Consider the following 12,512-nt stretch of genomic DNA (forward strand, 5'->3'; position numbering starts at 1 on the left):
CTGCTACAAATCCGGGATTGAAGACGATCCGCTCTCCTGAATTCGGGGCCAACTTCCGCCTAGTGCTGCGAGAGTCGAACTTCCTACCCTGATCCACCATGGCCGAGGAGTCCCGATGGTTTTATCTGAGCGAGGACCAGCAGCTGGGCCCCATCAGCCAGCGCGACCTCCAGTTGCTGGCCGGAGGTGGCTCGATCACGCCGGAAACCCTGCTCTGGTGCGATGGGCTCGCCGAATGGATTCCGGCATCAAACGTCGAGGGTCTCTTTCCTCCACCGCGATCCGCCGGACCGAGACTGCTGTTTGGTGCGGAAGCGGTCGCCGCGCCAGCTCCGGTCGCAACCGCCGCCGTGGCACCCGCGGCATGGACGCCGACGGTGGCCCAGGCCGCTCCTCCCGGAACGGACTACCCGTCTCCCCCGCCCGGCAAGGTGAGATTCGGATGGTTTGTCGGCCTTGCGTCTTTCCTGATGCTGATGCCTCCGGCGACCGTCTCACTGCTCTCGTTTGTCAGTAAGGAGGCGGGCGACCTGCTCTTCCTCCTGGCGATGATGGGAGCGCTCCCCATCTTGGGGCTGTTCATCGGCGGGCTCATGTTGCTGGCCTTCGGCGTCTTCAAGGGCCTCAAGATGGTGGCCCTGTACAAGGCATGGAACTCACTCGCGGCCGGAGGCATCCGCCGGCCGCCGGGCATGATGGTGGGCTTTCTCTTCATCCCCCTTTTCGGCTTCTACTGGATGTTCTTCGCCTACTTCGGCCTCGCCCGGGAATGGAAACGGATCCGCGCGACCTACCCGAACCTATCAGCCGGACCCGAGCTAAGCGAAGGCATGGCGCTCGCCCACTGCGTGACGACGGGCTTGTTCTGGGGCTCCACCCTGCTGTTCATCCTCACCGACCTGGACAACGTGGGGGACATCTTCGGGATATTCCTATGCCTGCCACTCTTCCTCACCTCGATCGTCGAATTGATCTACCTCCACGGCCTCTGCCGCATGGTCAACTTCATGGGCCGGCTCCATGACCTCAAACCGCGACCCAGTGGACTTTTCCGGCTGTCCTGAATGGACCGGCTCATGAATTGATTGGACCTGCCGGACGCTCCTTGGAAGGGTGGACCGTTATGAATCCCGACCCCTGCCCGGACTGTTCCGCCGACTCGCCGAAGCTTTCCACCCGGCGCTCGTTCCTCCGTACCTCCGGACTTGCCGCAGGTGCCCTCGGAACGGGCAGCATCCTTCCGTGTCGCGCCGAAGCATCCGCGAAGCCCGCCTCCGAGACCCTCGTCAAAACCTTCTACGACAGTCTCAGCGAAGAACAACGCTCCAAGATCTGCTTCGGCTTCGATCACAAGCTTCGTCTGGACGTCGACAACAACTGGCACATCACCAAAACGCTGGTGAAGGACTATTCGAAGGACCAACAGGCCATGATCAAGGAGATCTTCATGGGGCTCCACAGCGAGGAGTACGCCCAACGGGTCTATGACCAGGTGACATCGGACAGCGGCAAGGCAGGATTCGAGGGCGGATCATCCGTCGCGATTTTCGGGGAACCCGGATCGGGGAAATTCGAGTTCGTCCTGACCGGACGCCACTGCACGCGGCGCTGTGATGGCGACTCGGTGGAAGGAGCTGCCTTCGGAGGCCCCCTGTTCTATGGACACGCCGCCGGAGGTTTCAACGAGGGTCCGAAACACGAGGGAAACGCCTACTGGTATCAGGCGGTTCGCGCCAACGAGGTTTACCAGATGCTCGACGGGAAGCAGCGCGAGATCGCCCTGCTCGACAAGAGCCGTGGCGAAGACGGCCTTGAAACGGTGGCGTTGACCGGGAAGAAGGAAGGTCTCGATGGAATCCGCGTTGCCGACCTCACCCACGACCAGAAGGACCACGTCCGCAAGGTCCTCGCCGACCTGCTCGCTCCCTTCCGCAAACGCGACGCGGACGAGGCTCTCAAGCAGGTGGAAGCGGGTGGCATCGACAACCTCCACCTCGCCTTCTACAAAGGTGAAAACATCGGCAAGGACGAAGTCTGGGACGTCTGGCAAATCGAGGGCCCCAACATGATTTCCTATTTCCGCGGCAAGCCGCACGTCCACGCATGGCTCCACATCCGGGAGCCTGGCGTAGGTTGACAAGTGCGCTGATGTTGGCCGGTCGGCTTCACAGGTCGTTCGCAGCCTCTTCAACCCGCTCCAACTGCCAGAAGCGCCGCCCTTCGTTCAGCGGCCAGCTTCCGAACTCCTGCCATGCTCCGTTGCCCGGAAGGGTGGCGGCCGGCGGATCGGTGAAGAGGAGATCCGTCGAGGTCCGAAGGTCGTAGCGGAAGCCGGCGCGTGTGGGGGCCGAAATCACGGCCTGACCCGGCACGGACGACGTGTCGAATTTCCAATGCACCGGGTCGCCGAAGTAGGCCTCCACGTCCCACTCCAGCACGGAAACCGGGGTCGAGAGATTCTGGCCGGAGTAGCTGGCACCCATTCCAGGAAGCTTCTGATAGAAGATGTGCAGCACTTCGTCGCGCTTCCAACGGGATTCATCGTAGGTGGTCTCCCAGTTGCCGAGATTCTCGTGTGTGAGATTCATGCGGGTCCACTGGTTGCGACCGGGATCGGTTGCCTTGGGCAGCGAGAACACCGCCGTGATGCCGTCCGCCCGATTGTCGTTGTAGATCACGATGATGCGGTCCTCCGAATCGGTCAGCACCACCGGGCGGCCCATCCGGCTGCTACCCAGTTGGCCTTCCGAAAACTTGGTCGCCGGGTCGTCGATGTCGCGAGCCGAGATCGTCCGCCGCTGCCACGAGGAGCCGTCATGGAAAAGAACCTGATACTGACGGGTGTGGTCGCCCGTCCCCGCCCCGGTCGCCCACCAGGTCGCAACCACCGGACGCCCTTCGCTGTCGGTGGTCATGCCCGACTCGTTGATGATGCTGTAGCCTTCCGGGATGTCCTCGATGATCTCGGGGACATGGCTCGCACCGAGCCCGAGGAACCAGTCGGCCTCGACGACCGGCAGGTCGATCGGCGTGCCGTCGGACCGCTCCCAGCTCACTCCATCGTCCGGTGACCGCAGATACACATAGCGATGGTTCGTCTGATAGCCTGACTCGCCCGCAAGCGAGTCTCCGTTGTAGCGGAACACACCCGCCAGATGCAGCATGCCGTCCGGCCCAAGTGTCATGCGGTCGGGGTAGAAACAGTTGTCGGGCGAGTCGCCCCTGCCCCTCATCAACGCCACCTGGGTGCCCCCGCCGTCGGCATGCACCGGCGCCCATGCGTCGGTCGCGATGTCGTAGCGGTTCAGGAACCAGTCACCGTTTCCCGATCCACCCTCACGGAAGAAATAGAGCACGTCACCGTCCGGCAACGTCTGGAACTTCGGATAGGTCACGGCATTCTCCTGTCCGGTCATCGCTTGCTCGATCATCACGATCGGCGCGGCCCCGAGGACAGGCGAGTCGCTCTTCGCATAGTGGAACGCGTCGGCATGCATGCCCCAGCTCATGTGGAGGAACCCGTCACCATCGATCGCGCAGCTGATGACATCGTGGGCGTCATTGATGTTGTTCGACAGGAAGGTCGTGGGGAAGATCTCCCACTGCGGTCCATCGAGGTTGCGGCGTCCGATGGCGATCGTGTTGTTCGCTACGTCGCCCGGGTCACTCGCGTGCCGGCGGTAGTAGGCGATGAACTGTTGGTCGCCGACCGTGATCAGGTTGTTCTGCAGGAAGGCCACCGAGTTGATCGAGGATCCGGCGTAGCCGTTCTCGTCGGTCGCGGGGTTGCCGTCGGTCACCGGGATGAACGCGACCATGGGGCGGTCGAGCGGTTCGTTCGGGTCGGTGCCGGCGGTTTCCTCGGCCGCGTTGTCAAAGCCGTCGTTGTCCGGATCGTCGGTTCCGGCGTACTTCGAAAGGATCTCGCCGTCGGATTCGCCGGGGTCTTCGCGGAAGTGAAGGATTTCCCAGGTATCCGTCAACCCGTCCTCGTCGGAATCCGAAGTCCCGATCAGGGTCAGCGAGAAGCTCTCTACCATGCCGCTGACGCCCGGATTCGAACGGGCGAGGCCCACCGCACCGATGGCCGCGCCCGACAGCAGCGGCTCAGTCGCCCGGATCAGGGTGTAGTCGGTTTCGACCGGTCGTTTCGCGTAAAAGGTGGCGGTCCAGTTGCCGGCACCAGCGGTGGTATCGAGTACCACACGCAGATCGACAGCGTTCTCGGCCGGCGACAGCGACCAGCCAAGACCGTCCGGGATTCCATGGTTGCCGGATCCGGTCTGCCCGGTTCCCAAGAACGTGTTGTTGTTCGTCAGGTTGAAGTCGCCGCGCGCCAGCGCCCACGCCACGCCCACCACGTTGCCGGTGATGAAGCGGTCGTTGGTTCCGGATGCGGCCGACTGCCCGTTGACGAAACCGACTGCAAACCAGTCGGTGTCACCCGGGACGGCGGACAGCTCCACATAGCGGGCATCGAGGGCATAGACCCGCCCGTCGACCGGAGTGAAAGGCAAGGTGGCGCTGCCCGGCCCGTCGCCGGTGCTTCCATCGCGATTGAAGTGGCTGCTCGCCGTCCAAGCGGCACCACCGAGGCTGGTGTCGGGCACGGACCCGTGGAGGTCGCTACCGTCGCCGTCGAAGTCATCGAAGAACAACAACTCCGCGCGAGCGGCGACGATTCCAACGGCCAGAAGCGGCACGAGGATCGTCGCGGATCTCAGGCTGGGGCCACGCATGATTCAGTCTCTCTGTCTGGAAAACCTGCCTCCTGCCGGAGCCCAAGGCGATCGATACCAAGCCGGTCACCCGGAACCCTTTCATCGATCGCCATCACTTCAGCGGCGGCGGCGAAGCAGGGGTATGCCGGCGAGGGCCAACAGCAGGACCGTCGACGGTTCGGGCACCGCCGAGACCAACGAGAAGCTCTCCACCGTGCCGCTGACGCCGGGATTCGAACGGGCGAGACCCACGGCCGTGATCGTCGCTCCCGTCAGAAGGGACTCGGTCGAACGGACCAAGGTGTAGCTCCCGTCGCTAGGGCGTTTGGCGTACCAAGTGGCGGTCCAGTTGCCGGTGCCGCCGGTGGTATCCAGCACGATGCGCAGGTCGACCGTGCTCTCCGGTGGCGAAAGTGACCACGATTGGCCGGTGTTGTCGCCGCCTCCCTCGCCGAGGCCGTAGTTCCCCGAGCCAAGCTGGCCGGTTCCCAGAAAAGTGTTGTTGGTGGTCAGGTTGAAGTCTCCGCGAGCCATCATCCATGCGCTACCGACCACATTGCCGGTAATGAAACGCTCGTTCGTGCCGGACGCGCTCGACTGCCCGTTCACGAATCCTACCGCGAACCAGTCGGTATCGCCCGAATTGGCCGAGAGACCGCCGTAGGTGGCGTCGAGGGTGTAGGTGAATCCGTTGGCCGGAGTGAAGGCAAGGGTCGCGCTTCCCGGTCCATCGCCCGTTGTGCCGTTGCGATTGAAGTTCGCGCTGGCGACCCAGTTGACGCCTGTCGTCACGTCGGGAGTCGCCCCATCGAGATCGCTGCCGTCACCATCGAAATTGTCCGAGAAAATCGTCGCGGCCCGGCTCGCCGGCATCGCTGCCGCCAGAATGGCGATCGGAAGCAAAACGCTGGGTCTATTCATGGAATCTTCGAGAAACCGGAGCGGGTTGATGGGAAATCCGCCCTTCGGGCGATCTACAAACAAGGAAGTCACCTCACTCCCGGCAAGGATTTTCCGACCCTGGAGGCCGCCTGATCCCCTCGCCTGCCCGCTTTCCCGAGACTTTCGTGCTCGCCCCGTCGCCCGGTTTTCCCGTCCTTGCCTACCAGCGGTTGGCTCTCCGCCCCGCTCATTCTCCTGATCCCGACGTCGGGCGATGCCGTGATCACCGCCGAGGGCGCATGGGACCCGCGGGCACCTCGTGGTCCTTCCACTCGGACTTCTCGCCTCGGAGGTGGTGCTTGAGGAAACGGGATACGAGCTGGTTGGTCTCGGGGCCGAATCCCTGGCCGTGGCCGGCATCTTTTACGGCAACCAGCGTACTTGGGACTTCGACCTTCTCCAGCGCGACATCGAGAAGCTCGGACTGGTTGAAGGGCACAAGCGGGTCCTTGGTGCCGTGAATGATCAGGAAGGGCGGATCGCCGGCATCGACGTAGGTGATCGGATTTGCGGCTGCCACCTTGTCGGGATGCTCCTGGATCGCACCACCGACCAGCTTCGACTCGGGTGAGTTCGGGGCGTCGTGATCGATCGGCCCCTTCCCGTCGGATGCCGCGGACATTTTCGAAAAGTCGGTGGGGCCGAAGAAGTCGACAACACACGTTACCTTTGTCGATTCCGCGGTATTCGGACCGAGCTTGCCGTCCATCGCCTCGACTCCGGCAGACGTTCCGAGCACCGCAACCAGATGCCCGCCGGCGGAAGTCCCCCACACCGCGATCTTGTCCGGGTCGAGTCCATGCTTGTCCGCGTTGGCGCGGATCCAGCGGATGGCCGCCTTGCAGTCGTGCATCTGGGCCGGCCATTGCGCCTCGTCGGTGAGGCGGTAGCCGACCGAAACTCCGGCATAGTCGCCGGAAGCCACCAGAGGCACCAGGCGTCGCACCGCCTGGCGCTTGTCGCCGCTCTGCCATCCGCCTCCGTGGACGAAGACGACCACCGGCAGTGGCTTCTTTCCCTCCCGAGCCTTCGGCAGAACCAGGTCAAGGCGTTGTCTCGGATTGTCGGTATCGGCGTAGCTCACATCGCGGGTTACCTCGACCGATTCCGCCAGCCGCAAGTTCGCAAGCGGTCGCTCTTGGGCGGCAACAGAGGACAAAAGCGCAGAGGATGTCCACAGCCACAGCGAATTGCGAAGTCGTGTCATGTCCGATTCAACTCCCCGAATCTCCGAAGGTCGCGACCGGTCACTTGGGTACGATGATTCCTGCTTGGACCATCGGGGAAAAAGCGAGCCGATTTGGAGCTCGCTCGGTTCCTCCCGGCGATCCTAGGCTAGCCTAGTCTCCCACTCCCGCCATGTCCCCCTTCTCCCTCCTTCGCACAGTCTTCGCGGCGTTCGTAATCGGGTTTCCGACACACTTGGCCGGCCAGCTCATCCTTTCCGAGGTCTACTACGATCACGTGGGCAGTGATAACGGATATGAATGGGTGGAAATCGCCAACGTCGGAACCACGACCGTCGATCTGTCCACTTGGAGTCTCGGTTGGGGCGGGTCCGACTACACCTACGGCACGCTGCAACTCTCGGGCACGATCGCACCGGGAGCGACCTTCGTGGTGGGTGGTCCGATTTCGGATCCAGTGAACGCCAATCCGACCTACGATCTGGCCATCGACTTCGATCCGGACATCCAGAACGGTGGAGCGTCGGCGGACGGGATCGCACTCTTCGATGTCGTGGCGGAAGACATCAAAGCCGCCAGCATTCCCGTGGACGCGGTGATCTACGCCGGGACGAACACCAACAACCTGCTCGACGAGACCGGCAACCCGGGAGCGACGGATGTCGCCGACGTGACCAATGGATGGTCGATCCAGCGGATCGATCTCGAAGGCACCTGGGCGCAGAACGAATTTCCCAGTCCGGGTACCCTCGCATTCGGACTTGGCAGCGACACGCTGCTGCTGTCGGAGGTCTTCTACGATCCGGTTGGTACCGGCGACGACGGGCTGGAATGGGTCGAGATCATCAATCCCGGCAGCACTGCTGTCGATCTCTCGAGCTGGAGCCTCGGTTGGGGAGGGCTCAACCTGGTCTACGGGCAACTTCAGCTGAGTGGCACCATTGCGGCTGGAGCGACGATCGTGGTAGGCGGGCCGGTATCGAGCGCGGCCAACCAGAATCCCAGCTTCGATCTCGCCGTTGATTTGAATCCGGATCTCCAGAACTCCGGTGCCGCCGCCGACGCGGTCGCGCTCTTCAATCTTCCGGCGAGCTCCGTTTCCGCCAGCACGGTGCCTGTCGACGTGGTCATCTACGGGGGCACCAATTCCAACAACCTCATCGACGAGACCGGCGCGATCGGCACCGTCGATGTCGGTGACGCCGCTTCCGGGCAGTCGATCGTGCGGATCAATCTCGCCGGTGCCTGGCAGATCCAGAACACACCGACACCCGGTATCGCTGCCTTTGCCTTCGGCGATCCGGTCACCGGCGTACGGATCCTTTCGGTCAACACCACCACCGGCACCGTGCAGCTCGAGATCACCCTGGCGACGGCGGCCTCGGTCGACATCGAGTCCAGCGGCAACCTCGCTCCAAGCAGCTGGCAGCCGGAGTCGACGGTAGCACTTCCGGCCGGCACGACGACCGTATCGGTCACGCTCAGCCCGGTGCCTGACAGGGCGTTCCTCCGGGTGTTGGAGTCCGGCCCCTGAAGCTCTTCCCGAATTCGCCTCATCCGCTCGGTTGATTCCTGCCGAAAGTCGTGGATACTGCGCGGGTATCTCCGAGAAAACGACCTCATGAAACACCTCCGAAGCATCCTCACCGCCGCCGGGTTCGCGTTTGTCGCGATCGCCTTCTCCTCCTGCGAGACCATGAACACCGGTAGTCCCGGCACGGCTTTCTCTTACAACCCTTCGGTAACGCAGCCGACCAACCGCTCGGCGGTGAAGGTCAAGATCAGCACCAGTGCCCAACGGATCTACGTGGTCGAGGGTGACAAGGTCCTGCTGGCCACCCCCTGCTCGGTCGGCACGGCATCGACACCCACCCCGAAAGGCAACCACCGGATTCTCAGCAAGACCCGCCACCGCCGCCGCGCGAGCAATCCCGGTGCCGGCTATCCGATGACCTACTGGATGTCCTTCTACAGCGCCTCCTACGGCATGCACTGGGGCTTCGTGAAACCCTACCCCTGCACCCACGGATGCGTACGCATGCCACTTAACTCGGCACGCAAGGTGTTCGACATGGTGAGCGTCGGCACTCCGGTCAACGTATCGACCAGCCAACCGTGGGATTCCACGATCGGCGCAAGTCTTCCGCGGCTCGACGACTCCGCGCTGCCGAATCCGCCAAATTCCTACATGCACAGCCCGCAGGTGTTCCGGGATGCCGAGCAGGGCAAGATGTGGAACTTCTGAGGAAAGGCGCAGCCTCACTCTATCGACGAAGGGCGACCCGGAAGGGCCGCCCTTTTTTCTAACTCACCGCTTCGCTCGTCGCGGCCTAAAGTTTCGCCAAGGCGACCACGGTCTCCTGCTTGGACTTCACGACGCCGCCGGGCTGTTCCAAGGTGATCACGAACGCCTTCGGTTCGTTGATTGGCAGCTTGGCATCGATCGGGATGAGGACCTCGTGCGAGCGCGCATCGATGTCGAAGACACCACCGTCGACCGGCGAATCGGCGTCCCGCTGCGGGTCGACAATCCAGAGCTGGTACTGCGCGACCGTCGGGTCATTGACCGGAATGCCGGTGAGACGCATGAAGCCTTGCTGGCGATCGTCGCTCCAAAGTACCTCGCCACCCGCGGCTTCAAATTCCCCGAGCCCGCTGAAGCCGAGCCGAAGGAGGTCGGATGACTCCGCTACGAGCCGGTCGGCGGTTAGGCGTTGAGCAGAGCCATTTCCTCCCCGCATGCCTTGGAGGGCCAGCAGCAGGACCAACACCGCGGCGATCGCCCAGCCGGAAGCGGGATGGCGGACGATCCTGTGCCACGGGGAAACGGCCGGCTCAACGATGGTAGCGCCGCCCGGAGCCTCCTTCTCCCCGGCGAGATCCCAGAGCCTGTCCGCGAGCTCTGGGGGCATCTCTTCACTCTCGCCGAGCGCGACATCCAATGCGGCGGCCGTCATCATCAGGGAGCCGTCCGGCGTGCGGCCGAGCTTTTCACACAGCTCCTCGAGCTCGCGGGTTTCTGCGGCATCGAGATCCCCAAGCGCGAGTCCGGCGCTAAGCTCCGCAAAGCGGTCTTCCTGCGAGTCGGGATTCATGATGCGGGCTCGATGGTTGGCGTCCGTGCGCTCATCCGATCGCGCAGTGCGATCAGTCCGCGGCGGAGGCGGGTCTTGACTGTCCCAAGGGGCAGCCCGGTTTTCTCGGCAATCTCACCGTGGGTCAATCCCAGCCGGAAATGCAGCTCGAAGAGGTTTCGCGTTTCGTCCGGCAGTTCCTTCAGCGCGTTCATCGCCGCGTCGGGATCACCCGGCACGGATTCGTTCGCCGGACTTGGGCTCGAAGCAGCTGCAAGAGGCGCCTCGTCGATCGGTTCGAAGACGGGCTGCCTCGACTGCCGGCGCAGGCAGTCGATCGCACGTCGTCGCGCGATCATCCCGACAAAAGTGTTCGGCGACGACAGCGAAGGCTCGAACCGACCGGCCTTCTGCCAGATCTCGGTGAAGATCTCCTGAACCGTATCCTCGGCAGCCGTGCGGTCGCGCAAGTACTTGCGGGTGATGTGCCACACGAGCCCGCCGAACTGGTGGATCGCTTCCTTCATGGCCGACGCATCCCCCGCCCCGATCCTTTCGAGGAGCGAGTGTTGCTGGGACTGTGCTTCGGGAGGTTCTGGCACGGGAAAGGCATCGGTTGGAGACCGGAGGAAGCCTTCATGAACGAAAGGCGGACGGATCCGCAGGGACCCGTCCGCCAGATCGCGGATCGCGCAACGATTACTCTTCCGACGGCGGCAGGATGACCGCGTCGATCACGTGGATCACGCCGTTGGTGGTCATGATGTCGGTCTTCACGACAGTGGCGCTCTCGTTGAGCATCAGCTTGCCGTCGGTCACCTTGAGCGCGATCGCCTTCTTGTTGAGAGCGGTGGCCTCACTCAGCTTCACCGCTTCGCTCGCAGGCACCTTACCGGCCACGACGTGGTAGGTAAGGATGTCGACGAGCTTGCCCTTGTTTTCCGGCTTGAGGAGCGTTTCGACAGTACCTTCGGGAAGTGCGGCGAAAGCGTCGTCGGTCGGCGCGAACACGGTGAACGGTCCGTCGCCCTTGAGCGCTTCGACGAGGTCAGCGGCCTTCACGGCGGCGACCAGCGTGCTGAACGTCTCAACCGACGCGGCGGTCTCGACGATATCCATCTTCGGCTTGGCTTCGGCCTTCTCTTCCTCACCAGCGATGGCGGAAGGCAGGCTGAGAGCGGTGGCGGTGACTCCGGCGAACAGGAACTTGAGGGATGTCTTCATGATGTCTGTGTTGTTTGGTTTCGGGGTTGAGTGCCACGAGTCGAACTCATCGCGGCTGTCATCGGGGGCCTTCGCACCACTCGTGGAATTGGATTCAAAAAGATTCGGTTTTTTCCGCCGCCGCCCGAATTCCCGGCCATTTCCGCCCGGAATCGACGCCCGATTCCACCTGACCAAGCGGGTTTCCCGGTCTATTTTGCCCGAAGGATGAGCCCTTCCCTCCACCGTCGACGCCCGCGAGTCGTGCCATCGCCCGGCAGGGCCATCGCGTTTGCCGTCGGGCTGGCGCTGGCGTGCCAAGGCGCCATCCACGCGCCGACCGACGAATCGCTGCCGGTTGCCAAGCAAACCGGCCCGTCCTGCGGATTCTTCGCCAACGTCCCGGCGGTCACGCTTGCGACCGGGATCGACATGACCGGGTCAAAGCCGTTCGTCTCGTCGATCTACGGCCTGCGTCGAGGTGACTTCCGCTACCAGCGCTCGTTCGACAAGCGGATGTTCTTCGAGCTGTTCTCGCTGCCTTACGAGACGGCCGAGATCGAACACCCGCCCGCGCCTGTCGATTCACTGCTGCCCGCAGTCCGCAAGATCATCAAGGACACCTTTCACCAAGGACTCGACGACGGAAACGTGTACTCGCTGCGCATCCGCGGTGTTTTCGAAGGACCGCACAACGGCCTGCTCATGGGGCGCGAAGACGACCGCTATCTACTACATGACCCGTACCCCGGAGTCATCCGCAAGCCGACACTCGACGAGCTCGCGACCCTGATGCTCGTGCGTTCCACATCGAAGAAGAACCGCGGCAAGAAGATCTACGTGACCCACTACCTGACCGTGCCGTTGTCCGAGCGCGCCGCGGGACTCCCCTCCCCCATCCGCTCGCTGCCAGGCACGCTCGAGGCCAGGCTCTCGGCGAACCAGCGGTCGCAACTGGCCGAAGCGCTGAATACGGAAAGGCTCGGTGAGCGGAAGCCGGAGCTGGCGAACTGCATCGACGCCTTCCCGGATCTCGACTTCGCCGCCGTGCCCGGAACCAAGGAAGGTACGGTGCGCAGCGTGATCGGGCGCGACGTCAAGGCCTCCGAACTCGGCGGCGTGCTGCATCTCGCCAAGTTCACCCTGAACACCTGGCACCTCAAGCGGCGTCCCCTGCTTCCCGTCGTGATGATGGACGGCCGGCCGTGGGCGCTCACCCGCTACCTTGCCACCGACGCCGACCGCCCGAAAACACCGACCCTCGAGTTCGACAACGGCCGCGAGCGGATGTGGCTCACAGCCCCTGAGGCCCTGCAGCAGATCCGTAAATCGGGAGGGATCTACGCGACCGTGAAGGTCGACTGGGAGTGAAGACCGGGCGGTGA

General features: G+C 63.3%; 11 protein-coding genes. 5 read left to right on the forward strand and 6 right to left on the reverse strand.

Features of this window, described 5'->3' with window-relative positions:
* Positions 1–98 precede the first annotated feature (98 nt).
* Positions 99–1,064 carry a DUF4339 domain-containing protein gene (locus HAHE_RS08640; RefSeq protein ID WP_338690228.1) on the forward strand — a complete coding sequence of 322 codons (966 nt, stop codon included), beginning with the start codon at positions 99–101 and terminating at the stop codon, positions 1,062–1,064.
* Positions 1,065–1,123: 59 nt separating this feature from the next.
* Positions 1,124–2,137 (forward strand): DUF3500 domain-containing protein, encoded by a 1,014-nt coding sequence (locus HAHE_RS08645; RefSeq protein WP_338690229.1) that lies wholly within the window; start codon positions 1,124–1,126, stop codon positions 2,135–2,137.
* 28 nt (positions 2,138–2,165) lie between these two features.
* On the opposite strand, the gene HAHE_RS08650 is transcribed toward HAHE_RS08645, so the two are convergent.
* From HAHE_RS08650 to HAHE_RS08660, 3 genes are all read right to left on the reverse strand, one after another.
* Positions 2,166–4,739, reverse strand: coding sequence for a BNR-4 repeat-containing protein (locus tag HAHE_RS08650; RefSeq protein ID WP_338690230.1), 2,574 nt, complete (start codon positions 4,737–4,739; stop codon positions 2,166–2,168).
* A 99-nt stretch (positions 4,740–4,838) separates the two neighbouring features.
* Positions 4,839–5,642 (reverse strand): PEP-CTERM sorting domain-containing protein, encoded by an 804-nt coding sequence (locus tag HAHE_RS08655; protein WP_338690232.1) that lies wholly within the window; start codon positions 5,640–5,642, stop codon positions 4,839–4,841.
* Between the two features lie 244 nt (positions 5,643–5,886).
* Complete coding sequence (locus HAHE_RS08660) at positions 5,887–6,870, reverse strand: alpha/beta hydrolase (protein ID WP_338690234.1); 984 nt, start codon at positions 6,868–6,870, stop codon at positions 5,887–5,889.
* A 152-nt stretch (positions 6,871–7,022) separates the two neighbouring features.
* On the opposite strand from HAHE_RS08660, the gene HAHE_RS08665 reads away from it, so the two are divergent.
* Together HAHE_RS08665 and HAHE_RS08670 are read left to right on the forward strand one after the other, a co-directional pair.
* The gene (locus HAHE_RS08665; RefSeq protein ID WP_338690236.1) at positions 7,023–8,384 is read left to right on the forward strand and encodes a lamin tail domain-containing protein; all 1,362 of its coding nucleotides are present in this window, start codon (positions 7,023–7,025) and stop codon (positions 8,382–8,384) included.
* Positions 8,385–8,471: 87 nt separating this feature from the next.
* Positions 8,472–9,095 carry a L,D-transpeptidase gene (locus HAHE_RS08670; protein ID WP_338690238.1) on the forward strand — a complete coding sequence of 208 codons (624 nt, stop codon included), beginning with the start codon at positions 8,472–8,474 and terminating at the stop codon, positions 9,093–9,095.
* An 85-nt stretch (positions 9,096–9,180) separates the two neighbouring features.
* Here the strand turns inward: HAHE_RS08670 and HAHE_RS08675 are convergent, their stop codons facing one another.
* The 3 genes from HAHE_RS08675 to HAHE_RS08685 all read right to left on the reverse strand — a co-directional run bounded on the left by HAHE_RS08675 (position 9,181) and on the right by HAHE_RS08685 (position 11,148).
* On the reverse strand, positions 9,181–9,945 hold the full coding sequence (locus HAHE_RS08675; protein ID WP_338690240.1) for an anti-sigma factor: 765 nt from the start codon (positions 9,943–9,945) through the stop codon (positions 9,181–9,183).
* Positions 9,942–10,526, reverse strand: coding sequence for an RNA polymerase sigma factor (locus HAHE_RS08680; protein ID WP_338690241.1), 585 nt, complete (start codon positions 10,524–10,526; stop codon positions 9,942–9,944). The genes HAHE_RS08675 and HAHE_RS08680 overlap by 4 nt, the downstream gene beginning before the upstream one ends.
* Before the next feature lie 97 nt (positions 10,527–10,623).
* Positions 10,624–11,148: a fasciclin domain-containing protein gene (locus tag HAHE_RS08685; RefSeq protein ID WP_338690242.1), complete on the reverse strand. Its 525-nt coding sequence runs from the start codon at positions 11,146–11,148 to the stop codon at positions 10,624–10,626.
* Between the two features lie 207 nt (positions 11,149–11,355).
* Between HAHE_RS08685 and HAHE_RS08690 the strand changes: the two genes are divergently transcribed.
* A complete protein-coding gene (locus HAHE_RS08690; protein WP_338690243.1) occupies positions 11,356–12,498 on the forward strand; it encodes a hypothetical protein in 1,143 nt (380 codons plus the stop codon).
* The last annotated feature ends 14 nt before the right edge of the window (positions 12,499–12,512 follow it).

Source organism: Haloferula helveola (assembly GCF_037076345.1).
Taxonomy (GTDB): domain Bacteria; phylum Verrucomicrobiota; class Verrucomicrobiia; order Verrucomicrobiales; family Akkermansiaceae; genus Haloferula; species Haloferula helveola.

Excerpts from the sequence above, each read along its gene's own strand:
- HAHE_RS08685 (WP_338690242.1), bottom strand. The coding sequence starts at position 11,148 with ATGAAGACATCCCTCAAGTTCCTGTTCGCCGGAGTCACCGCCACCGCT.
- HAHE_RS08655 (WP_338690232.1), bottom strand. The coding sequence starts at position 5,642 with ATGAATAGACCCAGCGTTTTGCTTCCGATCGCCATTCTGGCGGCAGCG.
- HAHE_RS08670 (WP_338690238.1), top strand. The coding sequence starts at position 8,472 with ATGAAACACCTCCGAAGCATCCTCACCGCCGCCGGGTTCGCGTTTGTC.
- HAHE_RS08650 (WP_338690230.1), bottom strand. The coding sequence starts at position 4,739 with ATGCGTGGCCCCAGCCTGAGATCCGCGACGATCCTCGTGCCGCTTCTG.
- HAHE_RS08660 (WP_338690234.1), bottom strand. The coding sequence starts at position 6,870 with ATGACACGACTTCGCAATTCGCTGTGGCTGTGGACATCCTCTGCGCTT.
- HAHE_RS08640 (WP_338690228.1), top strand. The coding sequence starts at position 99 with ATGGCCGAGGAGTCCCGATGGTTTTATCTGAGCGAGGACCAGCAGCTG.
- HAHE_RS08690 (WP_338690243.1), top strand. The coding sequence starts at position 11,356 with ATGAGCCCTTCCCTCCACCGTCGACGCCCGCGAGTCGTGCCATCGCCC.
- HAHE_RS08665 (WP_338690236.1), top strand. The coding sequence starts at position 7,023 with ATGTCCCCCTTCTCCCTCCTTCGCACAGTCTTCGCGGCGTTCGTAATC.
- HAHE_RS08675 (WP_338690240.1), bottom strand. The coding sequence starts at position 9,945 with ATGAATCCCGACTCGCAGGAAGACCGCTTTGCGGAGCTTAGCGCCGGA.
- HAHE_RS08645 (WP_338690229.1), top strand. The coding sequence starts at position 1,124 with ATGAATCCCGACCCCTGCCCGGACTGTTCCGCCGACTCGCCGAAGCTT.